This is a genomic window from Emticicia oligotrophica DSM 17448, assembly GCF_000263195.1.
Lineage (GTDB): Bacteria > Bacteroidota > Bacteroidia > Cytophagales > Spirosomataceae > Emticicia > Emticicia oligotrophica.
The window spans coordinates 4,157,340-4,178,900 of the sequence record NC_018748.1 but is presented as its reverse complement, the minus strand read 5'-3'; the positions used below and the strand labels follow the sequence as shown (position 1 = coordinate 4,178,900).

At 33.3% G+C, this 21,561-nt stretch carries 18 protein-coding genes; 3 read left to right on the top strand and 15 right to left on the bottom strand.

Translation table 11 applies throughout. The annotated features are described in order from the left end of the window. Positions 1-35: 35 nt before the first annotated feature. The 13 genes from EMTOL_RS17355 to EMTOL_RS17295 form a co-directional block, all read right to left on the bottom strand. On the bottom strand, positions 36-1,082 hold the full coding sequence (locus EMTOL_RS17355) for an acyltransferase (RefSeq protein ID WP_015030621.1): 1,047 nt from the start codon (positions 1,080-1,082) through the stop codon (positions 36-38). Between the two features lie 35 nt (positions 1,083-1,117). Then, positions 1,118-3,046 (bottom strand): propionyl-CoA synthetase, encoded by a 1,929-nt coding sequence (locus EMTOL_RS17350; RefSeq protein ID WP_374755381.1) that lies wholly within the window; start codon positions 3,044-3,046, stop codon positions 1,118-1,120. A gap of 45 nt (positions 3,047-3,091) precedes the next feature. Then, entirely contained in the window at positions 3,092-3,481 is a 390-nt protein-coding gene (locus tag EMTOL_RS17345) for a response regulator (RefSeq protein ID WP_015030619.1), read from the bottom strand. Between the two features lie 53 nt (positions 3,482-3,534). Then, positions 3,535-6,228 (bottom strand): ATP-binding protein, encoded by a 2,694-nt coding sequence (locus EMTOL_RS17340; protein WP_015030618.1) that lies wholly within the window; start codon positions 6,226-6,228, stop codon positions 3,535-3,537. Further along, positions 6,221-6,427 (bottom strand): hypothetical protein, encoded by a 207-nt coding sequence (locus EMTOL_RS17335; RefSeq protein ID WP_015030617.1) that lies wholly within the window; start codon positions 6,425-6,427, stop codon positions 6,221-6,223. Before EMTOL_RS17335 ends, EMTOL_RS17340 begins: the two co-directional genes overlap by 8 nt. 181 nt (positions 6,428-6,608) lie before the next feature. Then, positions 6,609-6,830, bottom strand: a complete 222-nt coding sequence (locus tag EMTOL_RS17330; RefSeq protein ID WP_015030616.1) for a DUF6814 family protein — start codon at positions 6,828-6,830, stop codon at positions 6,609-6,611. 33 nt (positions 6,831-6,863) lie between these two features. Further along, on the bottom strand, positions 6,864-8,450 hold the full coding sequence (locus EMTOL_RS17325) for an MFS transporter (protein ID WP_015030615.1): 1,587 nt from the start codon (positions 8,448-8,450) through the stop codon (positions 6,864-6,866). A gap of 46 nt (positions 8,451-8,496) precedes the next feature. Further along, positions 8,497-9,885, bottom strand: a complete 1,389-nt coding sequence (locus tag EMTOL_RS17320; RefSeq protein WP_015030614.1) for a hypothetical protein — start codon at positions 9,883-9,885, stop codon at positions 8,497-8,499. A 344-nt stretch (positions 9,886-10,229) separates the two neighbouring features. Further along, positions 10,230-10,649 (bottom strand): IS1/IS1595 family N-terminal zinc-binding domain-containing protein, encoded by a 420-nt coding sequence (locus EMTOL_RS17315; protein WP_015030613.1) that lies wholly within the window; start codon positions 10,647-10,649, stop codon positions 10,230-10,232. Positions 10,650-10,967: 318 nt separating this feature from the next. Next, positions 10,968-11,633, bottom strand: coding sequence for a carbonic anhydrase (locus tag EMTOL_RS17310; RefSeq protein WP_015030612.1), 666 nt, complete (start codon positions 11,631-11,633; stop codon positions 10,968-10,970). A 2-nt stretch (positions 11,634-11,635) separates the two neighbouring features. Next, positions 11,636-13,177 (bottom strand): SulP family inorganic anion transporter, encoded by a 1,542-nt coding sequence (locus EMTOL_RS17305; RefSeq protein ID WP_015030611.1) that lies wholly within the window; start codon positions 13,175-13,177, stop codon positions 11,636-11,638. 250 nt (positions 13,178-13,427) lie between these two features. Continuing rightward, positions 13,428-13,673 (bottom strand): hypothetical protein, encoded by a 246-nt coding sequence (locus EMTOL_RS17300; protein ID WP_041693641.1) that lies wholly within the window; start codon positions 13,671-13,673, stop codon positions 13,428-13,430. Between the two features lie 175 nt (positions 13,674-13,848). After that, positions 13,849-14,985, bottom strand: coding sequence for an NAD(P)/FAD-dependent oxidoreductase (locus EMTOL_RS17295; protein WP_015030609.1), 1,137 nt, complete (start codon positions 14,983-14,985; stop codon positions 13,849-13,851). 110 nt (positions 14,986-15,095) lie between these two features. On the opposite strand from EMTOL_RS17295, the gene EMTOL_RS17290 reads away from it, so the two are divergent. The 3 genes from EMTOL_RS17290 (at position 15,096) to EMTOL_RS17280 (ending at position 19,874) form a co-directional block, all read left to right on the top strand. Continuing rightward, complete coding sequence (locus tag EMTOL_RS17290) at positions 15,096-16,271, top strand: THUMP-like domain-containing protein (RefSeq protein WP_041694220.1); 1,176 nt, start codon at positions 15,096-15,098, stop codon at positions 16,269-16,271. A gap of 73 nt (positions 16,272-16,344) precedes the next feature. Next, on the top strand, positions 16,345-17,022 hold the full coding sequence (locus EMTOL_RS17285) for a hypothetical protein (RefSeq protein WP_015030607.1): 678 nt from the start codon (positions 16,345-16,347) through the stop codon (positions 17,020-17,022). Between the two features lie 218 nt (positions 17,023-17,240). After that, on the top strand, positions 17,241-19,874 hold the full coding sequence (locus EMTOL_RS17280; protein ID WP_015030606.1) for an MGH1-like glycoside hydrolase domain-containing protein: 2,634 nt from the start codon (positions 17,241-17,243) through the stop codon (positions 19,872-19,874). 26 nt (positions 19,875-19,900) lie between these two features. Here the strand turns inward: EMTOL_RS17280 and EMTOL_RS17275 are convergent, their stop codons facing one another. Both EMTOL_RS17275 and EMTOL_RS17270 read right to left on the bottom strand, forming a co-directional pair. Next, complete coding sequence (locus EMTOL_RS17275) at positions 19,901-20,371, bottom strand: DUF2147 domain-containing protein (protein ID WP_015030605.1); 471 nt, start codon at positions 20,369-20,371, stop codon at positions 19,901-19,903. An 11-nt stretch (positions 20,372-20,382) separates the two neighbouring features. Further along, positions 20,383-21,561, bottom strand: coding sequence for a BamA/TamA family outer membrane protein (locus EMTOL_RS17270; protein WP_015030604.1), 1,179 nt, complete (start codon positions 21,559-21,561; stop codon positions 20,383-20,385).

Here is a 21,561-nt window from a genome sequence, read left to right as displayed (position 1 = left end):
ATTGACTAAAATATACTAATTTGTTTAAAAATCTGTTAACCCGTTATCCAACTTGTTTTTGGTATTTTACTAATAATCAGCATTACAAAATAACATACCAAAGCTGTAAGAATAAATTGGGTTGAAATGCCTATTATCGGATGAATCCATTTAAAATTAATGTGCCATTGTCTTGAAATAGTCTTCATCGGAATTAGGTGCATCAAATACATGCCATAACTAAATTTATCTATTTGCGTAGTTAGATTGGGTAGGAATTCAAGATTAAATAAATTCTTAAAAGCCAAAAACGCTGTAACAGACATCATAATTACACTCGGACTTAGATAATCAAAAAGGTTGGCTTCATAGATACTTCTGTTGCTTATCGTTGAAAAATAAATGCCAACAAAAGTTATTATCCAACTAATTACAAAAATACCTAAAGCCCAATATCCAATTTTTGGGATTGCATTAGAAAATTGTATATTCCCAAGAAAATAGCCTAAAACAAAATAGCCTATGTATCCTGAAAAATATCTTATTTCGAAATTAATTTTAATTCCCAAAAATCGATTAAAATACGGATAAACAGTACAAGAAATTACCCATAAAATCAGGAAGTATTTTATTTCTTGCGAACTTGCTTGTGTAATCCATTTACTCAAAATTGGCAGGAATAAATAGATTCCTAAAAGCATATAAACAAACCATAAATGCCCTGAGCCCCCTGCACCTCCAAACATAATTTTTCGAAGAATATCAATTATTTCAAGCTTCGTTTTTTCGGCAGGAATAACTCCAAAATAACTACCCCAAAGCATATAAATGAGCGTCCATACTAGAAATGGAATAAATATTCTTGAAAACCTTTTTGAAAGGAAATCAATTAAATTTTTGTATTTACCTAAGAGTAAATACCCTGAAAGCATCACAAAAATAGGTACGGCAAATCGCCCAAAAGCATTAGCAGCGTTGCAAATCCACCACCATGAATCTGGAATTTTACCCATCAAATAAATCCCACCTGCGGCACAGTGGAGCATAATGACGGTAAGAGTTGCGAAAACTCTAAGGTTAGATATCCAGATAACTTTGGGCATTTATTTAAATATTTTTTAGAAAAGAGACCGTTTTTTTATTGAAAAACTCCAATTTTTCTATTTCTCATACACAATTCAATTTCACTAAGAATACTTACATCATCAATCGTTGACGGTATTGTAAATTGCTCACCATCAACAAGTTGTCGAATAGTTTTACGTAAAATCTTACCCGAACGAGTTTTAGGCAAACGTTTTACAAGGATTGCATTTCGGAAGAATGCCACTGCACCAATTTGGTCTCGTATCAATTTTATTAATTGCTCTTCAAGAACTTCTTCTGAAATCTCAATCCCATCCTTCAAAACTACTAAACCTAATGGTCGCTGTCCACGTAGCTCATCTGCAATTCCTACTACTGCACATTCCGCAACTGCTTTATGAGACCCTACAATTTCTTCCATTTCGCCCGTTGAAAGTCGATGCCCTGCCACATTTATCACATCATCAACACGGCCCATGATAAATACATAGCCTTCTTCGTCGATGTATCCACCATCGCCTGTTAAATAATAACCCTCAAATTTATTGAGATATGAACTACGGAATCTGTCGTCATCATTCCATAGTGTAGGTAAGCAGCTAGGTGGAAGTGGCAGCTTGATACAAACATAACCTTCTTCATTTGGCCCTAATTTCTGACCATTTTCTCCTAAAATTTGTACATCAAAACCACAAACTGGTTTTGTAGCCGAACCAGCTTTTACAGGAAACTGCTCTACTCCCATCATATTGGCAACAATTCCCCAACCACTTTCGGTTTGCCACCAGTGGTCGATTATTGGCACTTGTGCAATTTGTTGAAGCCATTCTAAAGTTGGTGGGTCGCATCGTTCGCCAGCAACAAAGATAGTCTTTAAGGATGATGTATCGTATTTTTCTTTCAACTTCGCTTCAGAATCCTCTTTTTTAATCGCTCTAAATGCGGTAGGTGCGGTAAAGAAAACTTTTACTTTGTGTTCATCAATGACACGCCAAAAAGTACCAGCATCTGGTGTTTTTATTGGTTTTCCTTCAAAAAAAACTGTGGTACAACCATAAATTAAAGGTGCATAAACAATGTATGAATGTCCTACAACCCAACCCACATCTGAAGCTGCCCAAAAAACATCTTTTGGATTCAAATCATAGATATATTTCATTGAGAAGTTCATTGCAACGGCATGCCCTCCGTTATCTCTAACAATACCTTTAGGCTTTCCTGTTGTTCCTGATGTATAAAGTACATAAAGTGGGTCAGTAGCATCAACAGGAACACAATCAGCCGGTTTTGACTGAGCAACCATTGTAGCAAAATCTATATCTCTTTCTCCTACTAAGTTGGCATGGCACATGGGTCTTTGCAGAACCAAACAATTTTTCGGCTTAAACTCAGCTAAGTGAATTGCTTCATCAAGTAAGGGTTTATAAGGGATAATTTTATCAAACTCAATTCCACAAGAAGCAGAAATAATTACATTGGGCTTGGCATCATCAATTCTGATTGCTAATTCGTGCGGTGCAAAACCACCAAATACTACTGAGTGAACAGCACCTAATCGAGCACAAGCCAACATTGAGAAGGCAGCTTCGGGTACCATAGGCATATAAATTACCACAGTATCTCCTTTTTCTATACCTAAATCTCTCAGTGCTCCAGCAATTTTCGAAACCTCTTCTTTAATTTCGTTATAAGTATATTTTATAATAGAATTAGTTGCTGCAGAATCATATATCAATGCAGTTTGATTTCCTCTTCCTTGCTCAATATGATAGTCAACTGATAAATAACAGGTATTTAACTCACCTCCCGCAAACCAACGATAAAAGCCATTCTTATCTGTTGATAATATTTGAGTTGGCTTTTTAAACCATGCAATTTTATCAGATTGTTCGGCCCAAAAAGCTTCAGGATTCTCGATGCTTTTTTGGTAAAATGAGTCATAATTCATTACTTTATTATAGTTTTGTTGTACAATGTTAATTTAAGAATAATAGAATATCACAGATGGATAATTTCTATTACAGCACTACGCCACCACTCCCGCTGCCATCATATTAATTTTCTTAACTAAATCTCTCGTGGAAAAAGGCTTGGGAATATATAAATCAGCACCAATGCTATATCCTTTCTCAATATCCGCTTCTTTACTTTTCGCACTCAAAAAAACCACCTTTGTATCGGAGGTATCTTTATTGCTTTTGATAAATTTACAAACTTCATACCCATCGACTTTTGGCATCATAATATCGAGTAAAACGATTCTTGGTTTTTCACGATTAATAATATCAAAGGCCTCTTCTCCATCTCTGGCAATAAAAACAATGAATCCTTCCTTTTTCATTAAGAATTCTAATGAAAGCAAGATATTTGGTTCATCATCAACGATAAGTACTTTTATATTTTTTTGGATATTCATGGTCGTATCTTGTTATATAGGGTTCTATGTTTATACTTAGATTATACTAAATTTTAATTTATTGGAATTGAAAATGAAAACTTTGTGCCCTTACCTACTTCGCTTTCTACCCAAATTTTACCATTATGGAGTTCAATAATTCGTTTAGAAATGGCAAGTCCTAAACCGCTACCTTTAGGCTTTTTTATTGTCTGGTCATGTGCCTGATAAAATTTATCAAATATTAATTCTTGATATTCTTTAGCTATTCCAGCTCCATCGTCAATCACATTAAAAAGCAAATTATTCTCTTCATTGTATGCAGTAATTGTAATTAAGCCTTTATTAGCTTCTGTGAATTTTACAGCATTAGAGAGTAAATTCAGTATAACTTGCATCAATCGGTCTCTATCTCCTATAAGTTTGGGCAAATTTTTATCAATAACAGTCTTTATTTTTACCCCTTTTTCCTTGGCTAATTGTTCAATTGAGTCTAATGAATCATTGATGATTTCTTGAAAATTAATTGACTCCTGAACTATTCTGACCTTGCCTGATTCAAATTTTTCTAAATCTAAAACTTGGTTTATCAACCTACTTAATCTATCAGATTCTTTTATTATCGTATTTAAAAAATGCTGTCTTTCTTCATGTTCAATATCTTCATTATCATACAAGATTTCCGATAAAGCTTTAATTGAAGTTAATGGTGTTCGAATCTCATGCGTTACAGTTGCCAAGAAATCATCTTTTAGCTTGTCAGTAAGTTTCAACTGCTCATTTGCTGATTGAAGTTGCTCGGTAAGTAACTTTAGTTCATTCGATTTTTGTTTTAATTCTTTATTTACCGCCATCAACTCTTGTGATTTTTTTAAAATCTCAACAACTTCATTTAAAGATATTTCTTCTTCTTTGGCCACTGAAGAAACCATCATTCTTGCAGAAGCAGTACCAACAATTCCTGATAATAATTTTTCGGCGTAATTTACAAACCTAGCATCTGCATAGCGTGTATCAAGATTTATATTATTTCGTGTAGCAAATACTCTTACAATTCTTTCAGTTCGACCCGCTCCCAAAAAACTTTCCAATAAAGTCTTTATGTCTGAAACTAAAGCCTTTCCTTTCCAAATAACCGAATTTTCAATTCCTTTAGAATACTGAAAAACATCTACAAACAATACTGCCTGATTATGCTCAATAGATGTCTGCTTAGTAAAAAGAGAGCCAAAAACGTAAAGAATTGAATTGATAAATAGTGTCCAAAAAGTCGCATGTGCGATATTATCCATTCCCACCATTCCAAAAAGTTCAAAAGGTTTTAAAAGACTAATCCCAAAAAGGCCCTCTGTCATAATTTGTTCAGAAATAACCCCCGAACTCACAAATGATGGAATAATAAGCGTGAAAAACCATACCACTGTTCCGCCCACCAAACCTGCCATCGCTCCCTTTTGTGTACCTCGCTTCCAAAAAATTCCGCCCAAAACTGAAGGAGCAAATTGAGCAACCACCACAAAGGCGGTCATTCCTATTGAAACAAGAGAATATTTCTCAGTGATGAATTTATAATAGAAATAACCAAGAGAAATGATGAGAGCAATAGCCAAACGCCTAATATATTGAATAAACCTACTAGGATTTTTATTTATAAACTCTTTAAAAGCTGAAACCCCTAAAAATGTTGGCATCAATAAATTATTACTTACCATGACACTTATCGCAATCGTCTCGACTATTATCATTCCAGTTGCCGCCGAAAATCCACCTATATACGTAAGAATTGCCAATAATTCACTTGAAAAATTCAGTGGTATTGATAAAACAAACATATCAGAATTAGCCTTTTCACCAAAAATAATTCCGCCAGCTAAAGTTATAGGTAGCACAAAAATGTTTATCAAAAGCATATATAATGGAAAAAGCCACATTGCTCTGCTTATATATTTTTCATCTACATTTTCAACCACTGCTACCTGAAATTGTCGTGGTAAAAAGATGAAGGCCATTGTTGCTAAAAATGTGTGCCAAAACCACATCGATAGTCCAGTATTTTTTTCAATTATTAAATTATTTTGGGCTGATGGCAAGTTTTTAGCTTTCAAAAAAATATCATCAAAACCATCAAACAACCAATAGGTTACATAAATACCAATTGATAAAAAAGCTATCAGTTTAATAATCGACTCTACTGCAATAGCAGTAACCATCCCTTCATGCTTTTCAGTTGCTTCTACATTACGTGTACCAAACAAAATAGTAAATAGTATTAAAAGTATTACTATGTAAAAAGTATGGTCGGCCCAAAAATTATTATTCACAACATTTTTAGTAAGAATACCGAAGCTATTCGAGATGGCTTTAAGTTGTAAAGCTATATATGGAATACCTGATAATAAGCAAATTACGGTTACCAGCACTCCCAAAGAACGATTTTTGCCATAACGTGATGAAATAAAATCAGCAATACTTGTCAAACGTTGGTTTTTACAAATTCGGATAATTTTTCTTAGTATCGGAAATGCTAAAAACATAACAATCGTGGGCCCAATATAAACCGTTAGAAAATCTAAACCATCAGTTGAAGCCCTTCCGACACTACCATAAAAAGTCCAAGCGGTGCAATAAACTGCCAATGAAAGTGCATAAATGTTAGGATTACTAACAATACTTTTATCGTTCTTAGATTTTTGCTCTGCTCGATAAGCTACCAGAAACAAAAAAGCTAAATAATAAATTGATATGAGACCTAAAATATAGCTATTCATGTTCTGATGTATCTTCAATATTTTTTGATTCAGCTATCCATGCAATTACAATAATTGCAAAAGCCCAAATTGAAAACACATATACATAAACTAATGGAATTCCAAATACAAAAAGCGGTTTATTAAGCAATGATATTATTGGAATGTTTAATAGAAAAACTAACAGAATAGTAATTGCAATGGCTTTTTGTTGCTTCATTTAGGGTGTTCAATTTGTTGCACTAAACTACTACTACTATGGTACTATTCAAAGATTAATTTAGCTATTTTTGCAAAATTAATATAGTTAACTTTGACTAAAAAAAAGAATGTATGCCACTGGGTATTATCCTCAACTGGCATACATTGCTCAATTAAACCCTAAGCCTTACTTATTATGATTAATCTTTGCTATCAAACTCACCCTGAAGTGAATATATACCAAAAGTACCGAGTGCCCCTGCAATCATCGGGCATAAAATAACTGTATAAATTACGGCAGGAATAATATTCTCGCCACCTTTATTCCAGAGTGCAATTGCTTGATTAACGATTAAATAATAGACAGCGAATGCTCCAATTAAAATCCAAACAATGCCTAAAAGTCTTTTTATTGTATTCATTTTTTATAATTTTTTAAAATGCTTTATCAAAAATTAGTCATTTACTTTATTATCCTTACCATCAAGATATATTGCCCCTATTACAAAACAAATACCTGCAATAATAATTGGATACCAAAGACCTTCTAAATAAGGTTGTTCAACGATTTTTGGTAATCCAGCTTCAACAGCATCTGTATTTAATTTAGTAGCATTTGATACTAAAAACGTTGCAATCGCTGGTAATAGTCCACCAAAAATACCATTACCAATGTGGTAAGGCAAAGACATTGAAGTATAACGAATTTTAGTAGGGAACATCTCAACTAAGAATGCTGCAACTGGGCCATAAACCATTGTAACAAACAACATCTGTACGAATATCAACCAAATGAGTGTCCACTTATCGGTATCATTAATAGTTACTGTTTTCTTGATTTCAACAATCGGTTTTCCATCTTTTTCATTTATCTCAACTACCCCATTTTTCAAAGTTTTGGTTTTTACTTCTTTGTAGGTTGTACCATCGGTAAAGGCTTTAGTTACCGTATAAACTGAATCGACTCCACCATTTTTATTCTTTTTATTTTCTTTTAATTCAGCAATTGAAGTGGTTTTTTCAAGAATTTCTGTTTTCTTCTTAATATCGGCAGTATCGTACATTTTTGAGTAAATTGAACGGTACGATAAGATGGCAACCAACATACCCGCTAACATAATCCACTTACGACCAATTCGGTCAGATAACCAACCAAAAACTACAAAGAAAGGTGTTCCTAAACAAAGCCCCCAAATCATGATACTATCTACTTGTTCTTTTGGCACATTCATAATTTTTTCTACAAATGACATTGCGTAAAACTGACCAGTGTACCAAACAACACCTTGTCCCATTGTAACACCTAGAAGTGCCAACAAAACAAACTTAAAATTTAATTTTTTACCAAACGATTCTTTCAATGGATTAGTTGAAGTTTTACCTTCTGCTTTAGCCTTTGAGAAAAGCGGTGACTCATGCATATTTCTACGAATAATATAAGAAACTCCCACCATTACGATTGAGAATAAGAAAGGAATTCTCCAACCAAACTCTTCAAAAGATTCTTTACTCATTGAAATCTTTGTAATAGCAATAACTATTAACGATACTATTAAACCAGCCGTTGCCGTAATTTGAATCCACGAAGTCATGTAACCTCTTTCATTGGTTGGTGAGTGTTCAGCCACATAAGTAGCGGCACCGCCATATTCACCTCCAAGAGCAAGACCTTGTAATAAACGAAGTAACAAAACTAACAAGGGAGCCGCAACACCTATGGTCTCATAGGAAGGAATACAACCGATAATAAAAGTTGCACTACCCATTAATAAGAGTGTAACCATGAATGTATATTTTCTACCAATAAGGTCGCCTAAACGGCCAAAAAATAAGGCTCCAAATGGACGTACTACAAAACCAGCGGCAAAAGTTGCTAGTGTAGAAAGGAAAGATAAAGTTTCACTTCCCGGTCCTGCAGGAAAGAACTTGGTTGAAATAATTGTAGCCAAACTTCCAAAAATGTAGAAGTCATACCACTCAATCATCGTACCTACTGATGATGCTCCAATGATAGAAAACATCGAGCTTTTTTTGTCAGACATAGTGTTAATAAATTAAGAGTTTAAGTAATATTATTAGAGTTGATTATTATAAATAGATTTGCAATTGTGCAATAAATTCTCCTAGATGTTTTTGCTTATTTGTAGCAGTTTCAACTTCAGGACGCAACGAGTATTGCGTAGTAATTTTAGCATGATGCCCATCAATAAGCCAGTTTACTCCTAAATCAAAGTTAGAAACTGGCACTGGTAATGCTTTAAAGTTTTTGTTTGTGTAAGCAACAAATGGCTGAACTCTCATCTTTGGCTTTTCAGTAACTTTAGGCATTAACAAGCCAACTTGCGTGTAAAAAATACTTCCCGTGCCAATCATGGGTTGGGCATTTCCTGCACCAGCCATAACTTTATCCTTTCCAGAGTACTCAGCATTAACCACACCTTCGTTCATGATACCAATATTTCGTATGTAGTTAGGTCCGAAATTATAATTGAAATATCCAGCATAAGCAGTTACAGCAGCATTTTTAGCTTTATCACCAAAAGGCATATCCAAGAATGAGTCAATTGAGAATAATCTAACATCATGGCTTTGTAATGCTCCATTAACTGAAGATTTTGTACCTTTTGGTTGCATGTAAAAACCTGCCCCAATATTAAATACTCGCTTTGTTCCCAAATATGAACCAACTTTGAATGGTAACAAATTTGCTTCAGTATCAAGAAACTGATATTCTACATAAGCTGTTTTTGCCCAACTACTTTTGCCATTGTTATCAACCGCCACTGCTTTAGAAGACTCTGTGACATTTGCTGGGGCTAAACTTGTATTAAAAGGCTTATTTAAACCAAATCGATACTCAAGCTTATTAAGCTTTCCTTTTGCAAAGAATCCATATTGACGAGCAAATTGGTCGGCATTGTCAATTGTTGCCCATGAAAAAATTGGAGAGTCAACTGTTAAAAAATTAAGAGTAGAAGCCATAGTCATTCGAGATAAGCCCATAAAGTAGTGCAAACCAGCTCCTACGCTTAAACTAGAGTTTTTATTTTCTTTGGTTGGCATAATCACATGGTATTCATTCCAAAAATCATGGAAAAATATCTGTGGTTTTTTACCATTTCCATATCCACCTGTTCCTGAAGAACCAGAACCTCCTCCGTTAATAAAGGTTTGATTATTGATTCCGAAATGTGCCAATATCATGTAACGCTTACTAATTTGTGTGTAGGCCAACATACGTAAACGGCGGCCTGAAATATCATAGTTATTTTTTGCTGCCTCGCCACCAATGGTAGTTCCCGGATTTAGTTGTGTTGCTCTAAACCAAGTTTGATTCCAAGTAATAAATCTAATTGACTTAGTTCCTTCTTGATTTACATTTAGTTTAATACCACTTCCGTAGTCGGATGAACCCTGTGCTTGAGTCATTCCGTAACCAAACAGCAATAACGATAAAGTGAATACAATTTTTTTCATAGGTCTTTTATTATGGTTTTGTTGTACGTCCATTTGAACGACACAAAACTTTCAATAAAAGCCTTAATGGGCAAATCTTTGATATAGCTTTGCTAATAATAGATAGAATTTATTGCACTTTAAATTTTCTCGTTGATTAAAATAAAAAATCAATCCAAGCAAATATTTCCAAATTTTATTTCAAAAATACAACAATATTCAAAACAATATAAAACTAATAGAAAACAATACAGTAGGTAAACGAAATAATATTTTAAATACCAAATGAGTAGATTTTAGCAATAAAATATTGTACTATTTTAATATTTTCGAGAAATTTTAACCTATATTTATCAAATACGGAATCATTTTTTAAATCTTTCCCATTTAATGAGCATAAACTTATCTCCTAACTCTGTTACTACCATTCCTGCTCCTTTGAGGTTTTCTCTACTCGCAAAAAACTCGGCTAATTCTTTATGATTCATCACTTTATATGTTGGATGATAAAGCGTCTGTTTGGGAATCTTGACTTGGTATTTTTTTACCCAATTCATTACAGAAACGTGACTAACACCTAATAATCGTTCAATTTCACGATAACTTACCCCTTCAATGTAAAGCTGCAAAGCCTTAATCACATAATAGCTTTCGATACTTTTACCCATTTTTTCTACTGTAAAATTGTATCCACAATCTTTACATTTAAAACGCTGTCTTTCTTTAATGATACCATTTCGTGAGATATTATTTGAATCACATTGGGGGCAGTTTGGGAGGTTCATATTTATCTATATATTTTTAGCAAAGATATATTTTTTTAGCAAATATAGATTATTCCAAGATTATTTTTTATTTTTTTCATAACAAATTTTATAAATCATTGATAATCAAACAACAAGTATTTCATTGAAAATAATGCAATTGAAATACATGATAAACATAAAATAAGTAGCTAGAAGTATCTTCTTTGAGAAAGAACGCAGATTTTTGGTGATAAACAGAGCGTGATTATTATTAAAAATACTACTAAAACAGAATGTTATAATCAAAAAAAGCTATCAAAATTGATAGCTTTTTGGTGTGGAATTCAATAGATTAGATTATTTCATTACTTCACTTAATTCAACAACTGGCAATTCATATCTATAAACTTCTTCAATTGCCGACAAATCATCGGGAAAGATTTCCATAATGGTTTTAATTAACCCACTTTTTAAATCAAGCACCCATCCATGTAAATGTGGATAATCACCATTCGCCCAAGCTTTTTGAACAATTGTCGTTTTAGCTAAATTTCTTACTTGTTCAACTACATTCAATTCTACAAGCCTATCAAATCGAGATTGAAAATCATCAATTTTACTTAACTCATCAATATGTTTTACATTCACATCTTTAATGTGTCTGAGCCACTTATTAATTAAACCATAATCTTTATTATCCATCGAGGCCTTTACACCACCACAGTTGTAGTGTCCAACCACTAGAATATGCTTTACTTTTAAAACCTCAACTGCATATTGTAATACGCTCAACATATTAATATCAGTATGTACCACTAAATTAGCTACATTTCTGTGCACAAAAATATCTCCGGGTTGAGTGCCTGTAACTTGGTCGGCAGGAACACGACTATCAGCACAACCAATCCATAAAAACTCTGGACTTTGATTGGCAGAAAGGTTTTCAAAATAAGACTCATCCAGTCGAAGTTTTTCGGCTGCCCATGCCTTATTTGCTAATAAAAGTTTTTGATATGATTGCATATTTATCTGATTTTAGTTTTTTCCTTGTTTATTCCTTTTAATTGTACATTAATGTTTCTACTGATTACCTCCTTCTGAAACTCTTCAAGCGTTAAGTAAATGTCATGGTCGATAAATGATGCCTTCACACCATCTACGTACACCATATCTCCTTCATCTAATTCTGCCAACTTTTGTTTCAATTCTGATTTATTGAAATAGAAGATATCTTTGTTAAACTGAATTAAGACACTCTTACCATCACGAAGAAATGAAATTGAGCCTTTATAATTAGTATACAATACATATACCATTGCCACAATTAAACCGATACCAATTCCTTTCAATAAATCTGTAAACACAACAGCAATTACTGTAACTACAAAAGGCACAAATTGGTCTTGTCCTTCTTGATAAAGTTGTTTAAAAATAGACGGCTTGGCCAGTTTATAACCAACCATAATTAATACTACTGCTAACGATGCAAGAGGTATTTGATTGAGAAATATTGGAATGGAAACAGTACAAATTAATAATAACAAACCATGAATAATTGTAGATAAATTTGTTTTGCCACCTGACTGAATATTGGCGGAACTCCGTACAATTACCTGGGTAACTGGAATACCACCCAACAAACCTGAAACAATATTGCCAGTACCTTGTGCTATTAGCTCTCGATTAGTGGGAGTAATTCTTGAATCAGGGTCTAGTTTATCAGTAGCTTCAACACTTAATAAGGTTTCCAAACTTGCAATAATTGCTATAACAATGCCCGTTTTCCAAATCAATGGATTAGTAATTGCAGCAAAATTTGGTAATTGAAATAAGTTAGTAAAATCGTCCAAAGAATTGATTACAGGTAGATTAACGAGATGTACGCTCTCTAAATGAAATACTGGTGGAAACGATAATAAACCATTGTTCAAAATAATTCCCACAATAACTGCAAGTAAAGCACCTGGGAATAGACTTAATATTTTATTTTTTTTGATAAAGTCTTGCTCCCACAAAATCATAATACCTAACGAGACAATCCCTATCGTTAATGCACCTTCGTTGAATAGCTCACTAATACGAAATAACTCGGAAAAAGTATTTTGACCATCTTTTTGAATAAAATCTTCATCTCCGATGTAGTCTAAATCTATTCCCATTGCATGAGGAATCTGCTTCAAGATAATTATAATACCAATGGCTGTCAGCATACCTTTGATAACTGAAGAAGGGAAATAATAGCCAATAACTCCTGCCTTCAATAAGCCAAAGATTAACTGAAATACGCCAGCCAAAACTACGGCTGTTAAAAATGATTCATATAATCCTATTTCGGTAATAGCGTTTAAAACGATTACTGTTAGACCGGCGGCTGGGCCACTAACTCCTAATTGTGAGCCACTTATTAAGCCAACTACTATACCTCCTACAATTCCAGCGACAACACCAGAAATGAGCGGAGCACCTGATGCTAACGCAACACCTAAACATAATGGGAGAGCAACTAAAAATACAACTAAACCTGCTGATAAATCAGCATTTAAGTAATTAAAACTTAATTTTCTCATAATCAAACTGAGATTTTTGGGTTAAATTTTAAAGTACAATATGCGAAATACTCGATTCCGAACTTATAACTTTAAGAAATCAATATTTACAAGCAAAATATAAATTTGCAGAGGAGTGTTCTTAAGACTAAAATTTCAATTTAAGACAATAAGATTTGATAAAATGAACTAAAAGTGCACCTAATACGCAGTTTTACACCGACATATTAAAAATTTGAAACAAAATGTACATTTTATCAACGGAGGAAAACTAAAGAAACCTTGGAGGGGGAGAATCAATGATTAGAAAATGGGCAAAAAAGGAAGATTCGTATTTAAAAAAATGCAGAAAATTTGAAGTAATTGGCAGAAAATTGAACTGTAATTGTTGTTCTTGAACAAATAGCTCTTCGATTAAATTGTTTAAATCATCATTGGTCGAATCTTCTGCCTCGCTATTGTCTTCGATATCATTTATTTCGGTAGTAATTTTAGCAAAACTAACATACTCCCTCATAGTCGAATACTCGACTATGAATAAGAAGAATATCAATAGTACCTTTTTTACCATTTATAAATATTTTTTATATCTACTATAATTTTTGCTAATGCAAAAATAGATTAAAAACTTAAACTTACTATAAATGGCTTACAGAATATTAAAAACTTATATTGGTTAAATTCAAAACAAATCAATATTGAAGAACTTCGGTGATTTGTTTTGCTAATAATTCAGATAAAGTTGGAGCCAATGCAACACCCATACCATTCATTCGAACACTGAGCGAGACTTGGTTTGAAAGCATTTTACAAACAGGCGTTTTTGTTTCATCAAATGCCATTATCCCACTCCAACGATAATCAATTTTAGTTTGCTTGAAATTGGGAATAATATTTTTGAATAAAAGTTCTTCTAATTTTTCTTGTATTAAACTCGTGATTCCAAATTCATCTGTATTTTCGAGCGTAAAATTTAGATTTCTTCCACCACCCAATAATACTCGATTTTGGTAGTTTCTAAAATAATAAAAGCCCTTATCAAAGTGAAAAGTACCACTCCAATTCAACCCTTCTATGGGTTCAGTAATCAAGACCTGTCCACGACCAGGGTATAAGTCAATATCGGGTAATAATTGCTTTGTAAAAGCATTGGTTGTAAAACAAAGGTGTTTTGATAAAAAAGTGAGGTTATTTTTGGTTTTTATACATACCTCACCACTATTTTCTTCGAATGAATCTACTTCTACTCCAAAGAAAAATTTAACTTTTAGGTCTTGCAAGCTTTCAATCATTACATTGACAAGTTTGCCACTATGTATTGACCCTTCAACACTATTGGTTATTGCACTTTCAAAACCATAAAATCCAGCATTTCCAATGATATTTTTATCGACATAAAAATGGTTTTCATTGCCTACTATTCTTTTAATAGAATCATTCAGATAATCAATTTTATGAATGGTATCATCAAAAACGCCATCATTAATAAATAATTCAGTTCCACCGCAGGCATCAAACTCAATTTCTGACCCAAAATATTGCTCAATCATTTTTATTCCACGAAATCGTTGTTCAGCTAAAAACATAGCCTCATCAACACCCATTACAGCAATATTTTCCAATAATTCAGTTGGACTTCCAAAACATGAAAAACCTGCATTTTTCGTACTTGCACCAGTTGGTAAAACCCCTCGTTCCAAAATGGCTATTTGAATTTTTGGATTCTGCTTTTTCAAAAAGAAAGCCAACCACAATCCAGAAAAACCTGCACCTACGATGATTACATCATATTTTTTCAAAAAAACATCTTTTTCCCAAAAACTTAGCATAATATTGTGTGATTAACTTATCTTGAACAGAGACAAAATTATCATTTAGATTACATAAAACTGAATGATGAATGATATTTTTTTAGTTTGAAGGCCCAATGATAGAAGCAATGATAGAAGCAAGTAAAATTGCTCAACAGTTTCAAAATACTAATGTTCAGGAGTTTATTTTAAAAAACCCTCTGAAACTTAGTTCTAACACACTTACATTAGTTGCAGACCAGCTACTTGCCCGACAAAAATCAAAAACAAAACTTCCAACATGGTTTGCCAACCCAAAGATACTTTTTCCACCACCATTATCAGTAGAACAGGCATCATCGGAAGTTACAGCAAATTTTAAGGCTTCGGTTTTTAGTCAATTAATTGGCAAAAAGAATGTTGTTGATTTAACTGGAGGGATGGGGGTAGATTCTTGGGCTTTAGCTAAAATTTGCGAGTCTGTTAAATACATTGAACAATCAGAATTACTTTCAGAAATTGCTAAGGTTAACTTTAAATCATTAAACCTTACAAATATTGAAGTCATTAACCAAAATGCTACAACCCTTGATTATTCATTTCTAAAAAATAATAACAATTATTATATTGACCCTCACAGAAGAGATAATTCACAAAATAAGGTTTTTAAAATCGAAGACTGTGAACCAAACCTTCTGACTTTGAAGCCATTTCTTAATAAATATATGGTAAAATTTTCACCTATGCTTGATATTAAGATGGCACTCGAACAGCTCACAAATATTTCTTATGTCTATGTGATTGCCTTCGAAAATGAAGTAAAAGAGTTACTATTTATCAGCAATGGCATTGATTCCAATCCAAATATAGTTTGCGTAAATCTTAGTTTTAAGTCATTGCCCCATATATTTGAATTTGATTATACTTTAGAAGAGCATTGTAAAATAGCATATTCTAATCCGCTGAAATATATCTACGAACCCAATGCTTCAATCTTAAAAGCCGGAGGATTTAAAAGTGTGAGTGAAAAATTTAATTTGCTCAAAATAGCACCAAATAGTCATCTTTATACATCAGATATACTCAATGAGGCTTTTCCGGGTAGAATCTTTTTGTGCGAGTCTATTTGTAAGTTTGATAAAAAAGAAATCCTATCAAAACTACCATCGCCGAAAGCCAATATTAGTACCCGAAATTTCCCCTTGAAACCAGAAGAAATAAAAAAGAAGCTTGGTTTACAAGATGGTGGCGATTATTACTTATTTGCTACCGAAAATTCAGAAAAACAAAAGATTGTTTTGTTGTGTAAGAAAGTTGAACTCTAGTAAGTTTTTTAAATAAATGTTACAAAAAATAAGAACTTGCGTCTGAAAATTATTTATTAAACAATTATTATATATGAGCAGACTATTCATGACTGTTTTAATGCTATTCATGGCATTGACGAACTTCGCCCAAACAATTTTAAGCGGTTCTGAAATTTTTGGAAAAGAACGTAAAGAAGGATTCTATATGACCCTTAGTATTGATAAAAAATACATTGAAAAAGACTGGGCAATTTATATTTCAAAGTATGGTGGCGTTTCACAAAATCGCGAAATATTTAGTATTGCTTCGGCGAATATGTCAGAAATCTCACCTGATCCAATTAATTTGATGAGTAAAGTCATCTCTGAACAAAAATTAAAAACCAAAGTTTTTGCTTCTTTTGATGTTGGGGGTGGACAAATGGTATCAGAGAATTCTATAAATTTCAGTAAAGTAGAAAAATTCTTAAAAGATTTTTATGCTTTTGCCATGCAAAATGAAGACGTTAGATTAGCAGAACGAGATTCAGAGGAAGCCCAAAAAAGCTTAGAGCGAGTTAATAAAACAGGAGATAAAATTTCGAGAGATATTGAGAGAAATAAACGAGAAAAAGAAAAATTGCTTAAAGCAATTGAAGAAAACAGAATAGAACTCGAAAAACTTCTCAATGACCAAATAGCCAATAAACAAGACCAAGAAAATGCCAAAATCTCATTGGAAGAAAAACAAAAAGCAGCAAGTCTTGTAAAAACTAAAAAAAATAATTGAAAAATTTCAACGCCTCTTACAAAGAGGCGTTTTTGTTTATCACCAATATAGAAATATTCCAATAACTTTTATTACTATTATAAGCGATTATTAATATTAACTTTTATCCATTACAATTTTTCATATTTTTGCGAGAACCGCATCAGTACTGCTGTATGTGGTTAAAATACTAAGCCTCAATTATTTATAATCCAAATTGGATTTAATAAGTAAAACTTATGACGGAAATACAAGAACAAATACGCCTAAACCAAAGAAAAGATAACAAAGGTTGGAAAAAGTGGGGACCTTATTTGTCGGAAAGACAATGGGGAACCGTTAGGGAAGATTACAGTGTATACGGCAATGCTTGGGATTACGTTCCGCACGATATGGCACGTTCACGAGCATTCAGATGGGGGGAAGATGGCATTGGAGGTATTTCTGATAATAAACAACACATTTGTTTTGCCCTTGCTTTTTGGAATCATAAAGATAAGATAGTAAAAGAAAGACTATTTGGACTGGCTGGCTCGGAAGGTAATCACGGAGAAGATGTGAAAGAGCTATACTATTACCTCGATAGTACTCCAACACACTCGTATATGAAGATGCTCTATAAGTATCCACAAAATGAGTTTCCGTATCGACAAATAGTAGAAGAAAATCAACGCCGAAATCGTAGTAATCCTGAATTCGAAATTGAACAAACAGGTATTTTTGATAAAGATGAATACTTCGATATTTTCATTGAATATGCAAAAGCCGATGAAAACGATATTTTGATAAAGGTTACAGCTCACAATAGAAATACCAAAGAAGCAATACTCACCATGCTCCCTACCCTATGGTTTAGAAATACATGGAGTTGGGGCTACGAAGCATATAGTAAAGCTCCAATGCTAACAGGTATTTCTAATACGCAGATAGAAGTTGGACATCAATTATTGGGCAAGTATAAATTATATGTAGAAGGTGCTGATGAACTCCTATTTTGTGAAAATGAAACAAATATGGAAAGAGTATTCGGACGCCCCAATACTAGCATGTATGTGAAGGATGGAATTAGCAATTATATCCTTACTGGCAAAAGCGAAACAGTCAATCCAAATAAAATTGGAACGAAGGCTTCCGCTCGCTATACCAAAAAAATTGCGGGTGGCGAAAGTTCAACAATTAGATTAAGATTCAGCCAAAACACGCATAATCATAATGCTTTCAATGATTTCGATGAAATTTTCAGTAAAAGAATTATCGAAGCAGACGAGTTTTATGGCCATGTACAAAAAGATGTAAAATCTGAAGAGATGAAAAATATTCAACGTCAGGCCTTTGCAGGCATGATGTGGAATAAACAATTTTACTACTATAATATTAACGAATGGCTCAAAGGCGACCCAAAAATGCCTTTTGAATTTAAAGGTAGGGCCTTTCCAAGAAATAGCACTTGGAAACATGCTTACATGGCAAATATTTTGTCGATGCCCGATAAATGGGAGTATCCTTGGTTTGCCGCTTGGGATTTAGCCTTTCATACGCTTACGCTTGCCCGAATTGACGCCGATTTCGCTAAAAGACAATTAGCCGTAGTATTGAGAGAATATTACATGCACCCTAATGGGCAAATCCCTGCCTATGAATGGAATTTTTCAGATGTAAATCCACCTGTTCATGCATGGGCAACTTGGAAAGTATATGAAATTGATAAGAAGAATAATGGTAAAGGAGATTTAGCATTCTTAGAGAAAATCTTCCATAAACTACTCATTAATTTTACTTGGTGGGTAAATCAAAAAGATGAAGAAGGAAACAACATTTTTGGGGGTGGATTTTTAGGCTTAGATAACATTGGAGTTTTTGATAGAAATGCCCAAATTCCTGGGGTTAAATTAGAGCAGGCAGATGCAACAGGCTGGATGGCCATGTACACGCTCAATATGCTACGAATTGCTTGCGAAATTGCCATGGAGAAGCCTGTTTATCAAGATATGGCATCAAAATTCTTTGAACATTTCTTGCATATTGCTGCAGCTATCAATAAACCAATTAAGGGAAATGACTTGGGGCTTTGGGATGAAGCTGACCAATTTTATTACGACAAACTTCATGCCCCCAACGGTGAAACTATTTTCATGAAGATTCGCTCCTATGTGGGTCTGATTCCTTTATTTGCTGTTGAGGTAATTAATGAAGAAATGCTCTCAAAATTACCAGACTTCAAACGTAGATTAGAGTGGGTTCTAACGAATCGCCCAGATTTAGCAGCACTCATCTCACGCTGGAACGAACCGGGGAAAGGTGAAACCCATTTACTTTCGCTTTTACGCGGGCACCGCATGAAAATGGTTGTAAAAAGAATGTTTGATGAAACAGAGTTTCTTTCAGATTATGGCATTCGTTCTTTATCAAAAGCCCATAATGATGTGCCATATCAGTTTAATCTCCACGGTGAAATAATGACCGTAAAATATACCCCTGCGGAATCAGATTTGAGCATTATGGGTGGAAATTCAAATTGGCGTGGACCAATTTGGTTTCCAATAAATTTCCTGTTGATAGATTCTCTTCTGAAGTTTTATCATTACTATGGTGATGACTTCGAAATTGAATATCCAACTAATTCTGGCAATATTATGTCAATCAAGGATGCGGCTTTGCTTGTTGCAGAAAGATTGGTAAATATTTTTAAAATGAAAGAAGGAAAAAGAGCTAATACTGGAGATTTTTCAAAATTTGACACCGACCCTCACTTTAAAGACCTTCATTTATTCTACGAATATTTTAACGGAGATACGGGTGAAGGATTAGGTGCTTCGCACCAATGCGGTTGGACTGGCCTAGTTGCAGACCTTGTACAATATATTAGTGAATAAAAAATAAGGGTAAACAATGTTTACCCTTATTTCCCACTAGGAACCACTCTATAAAAAATCATATTTTTACCTAATAACTCAATTCCCCAATACCCTCTTACAACCAAAGTATTATTATCTTTTAGTGTAACCACTGAACTATATGTACGTCCGGTATTGGGGTCGTAAATCGTGCCATTTCCCCATATATTATCACCATTAAACATTAAGCCTTCAACAACCTCCATTCCAAGCCAAGGTCTATGTCTTAATTTAGGCTCAGGATTTTCGGTATCTTTAAAATCACTCATATTTGGCGTTTTGGGGTCACACAAGAACCAAATAATTTTCCCAAAATACTTATCTTCTTTTTTATAAATTTCTACTTTTAAATCTTTATTTTCAGAAATCCAAGTACCCAAAATTTCATCTTGTTGTTTATAATCTTGAGCGTTTAGTACTATACCATTTGCTACTATTATCACTACCAGAAATACTTTCTTAAAATAATTATACATAATTTAAACAATTAATAAACATCTCCCAAATTAAAGAAAAAACCCCTTGCTCCTCCTTTACCCAAACCATAGGATACTACAAAATATACTTTTGATTTCTTATTAACTTTTGTTCTTAAACTAGCTCCATATCCCAAAATTGGATTGGAAAAATGTTTATTTTGAGGTTCTGAAAATGACTGAATATTCGCAAAAAAAGCACCACCCAAAAGTTGGTTTTTGATAATATCAAATCTATACTCAGCTTCGTAATAAAGCATATTTTTGCCTCTGAATCTTCCCTGAATAAAAGTTCTTCCAGCATTATCATAAGTATCCCACAAAGTGCTTGGCAAATCGAAATAAGGAGATTGGCCTCCGAAAGTTAACCAATTAATATTCCAAAATGCTAAAATATTGTTTGAACCTTGAGGCAAACTCACATAATGCCTAAAATCAGAGTAAAGGGAGTAATAATTACTACTACTTTTTAAAAATTTAAAATTCTTAATAAAGGAACTATTGAAATACCAACCACCAGATACAGGACTATTTTCATTTTTCCGGGAATCATACAAAACGTTAAATACTAATCCAGAAGAAAGTGTAGGTTTAGTTATTTCATAATTCGATACATTGGTATTTAACTGAGATTCATTTTGAATAATATTGAAGTGTTTATCAAAATTATAACCAATACCAAGCAAAAAATTACTTGAAATTGACCTCGACAATAATTGATGAAACCTTAAAAATTGATAACTGTAAGTATTAAAAATAAAAGGGTTTGTACTTCCTCCTAAACCAAAATCAATAACTTTATAATTATAATATCTCCAATCTGAAACAAAGTTATATTGGTTATTTTTAGTCCAAATACTAGTTGTCAAAATTGGCGTAAACTGCTTATTCTGAGCATATTCAGGCGTAAGCTTTATAACCGAAATATTGGTATTAGGCTGGGTATAAAACGAAATATTACCATCTACTAAAACCGTAAATCCAGTTAACTGACTATACCCAAATCCTGGTAAAATTGATAATAATGGCTCTTTAACTTTAGCTTTTGAAGTATCAATAGAATAATTCTTACTAAAAACAAGATGCCAAACATCTATTACATCCACTAGTTTATTTTTAGAAGTATCTACCTGCCCAAACACTACCTTGTAAGGGATACATACTAAGAAAATTATTCTCGAAATACTCAT

Bases quoted from the DNA above. Each gene is read 5' to 3' on its own strand.
- EMTOL_RS17330 (WP_015030616.1), bottom strand. From the start codon at position 6,830: ATGAATACAATAAAAAGACTTTTAGGCATTGTTTGGATTTTAATTGGA.
- EMTOL_RS17300 (WP_041693641.1), bottom strand. From the start codon at position 13,673: ATGAGGGAGTATGTTAGTTTTGCTAAAATTACTACCGAAATAAATGAT.
- EMTOL_RS17290 (WP_041694220.1), top strand. From the start codon at position 15,096: ATGATAGAAGCAAGTAAAATTGCTCAACAGTTTCAAAATACTAATGTT.
- EMTOL_RS17280 (WP_015030606.1), top strand. From the start codon at position 17,241: ATGACGGAAATACAAGAACAAATACGCCTAAACCAAAGAAAAGATAAC.
- EMTOL_RS17320 (WP_015030614.1), bottom strand. From the start codon at position 9,885: ATGAAAAAAATTGTATTCACTTTATCGTTATTGCTGTTTGGTTACGGA.
- EMTOL_RS17315 (WP_015030613.1), bottom strand. From the start codon at position 10,649: ATGAACCTCCCAAACTGCCCCCAATGTGATTCAAATAATATCTCACGA.
- EMTOL_RS17285 (WP_015030607.1), top strand. From the start codon at position 16,345: ATGAGCAGACTATTCATGACTGTTTTAATGCTATTCATGGCATTGACG.
- EMTOL_RS17305 (WP_015030611.1), bottom strand. From the start codon at position 13,177: ATGAGAAAATTAAGTTTTAATTACTTAAATGCTGATTTATCAGCAGGT.
- EMTOL_RS17270 (WP_015030604.1), bottom strand. From the start codon at position 21,561: ATGAGTATTTCGAGAATAATTTTCTTAGTATGTATCCCTTACAAGGTA.
- EMTOL_RS17340 (WP_015030618.1), bottom strand. From the start codon at position 6,228: ATGAATAGCTATATTTTAGGTCTCATATCAATTTATTATTTAGCTTTT.
- EMTOL_RS17345 (WP_015030619.1), bottom strand. From the start codon at position 3,481: ATGAATATCCAAAAAAATATAAAAGTACTTATCGTTGATGATGAACCA.
- EMTOL_RS17355 (WP_015030621.1), bottom strand. From the start codon at position 1,082: ATGCCCAAAGTTATCTGGATATCTAACCTTAGAGTTTTCGCAACTCTT.
- EMTOL_RS17310 (WP_015030612.1), bottom strand. From the start codon at position 11,633: ATGCAATCATATCAAAAACTTTTATTAGCAAATAAGGCATGGGCAGCC.
- EMTOL_RS17275 (WP_015030605.1), bottom strand. From the start codon at position 20,371: ATGTATAATTATTTTAAGAAAGTATTTCTGGTAGTGATAATAGTAGCA.
- EMTOL_RS17295 (WP_015030609.1), bottom strand. From the start codon at position 14,985: ATGCTAAGTTTTTGGGAAAAAGATGTTTTTTTGAAAAAATATGATGTA.
- EMTOL_RS17335 (WP_015030617.1), bottom strand. From the start codon at position 6,427: ATGAAGCAACAAAAAGCCATTGCAATTACTATTCTGTTAGTTTTTCTA.
- EMTOL_RS17325 (WP_015030615.1), bottom strand. From the start codon at position 8,450: ATGTCTGACAAAAAAAGCTCGATGTTTTCTATCATTGGAGCATCATCA.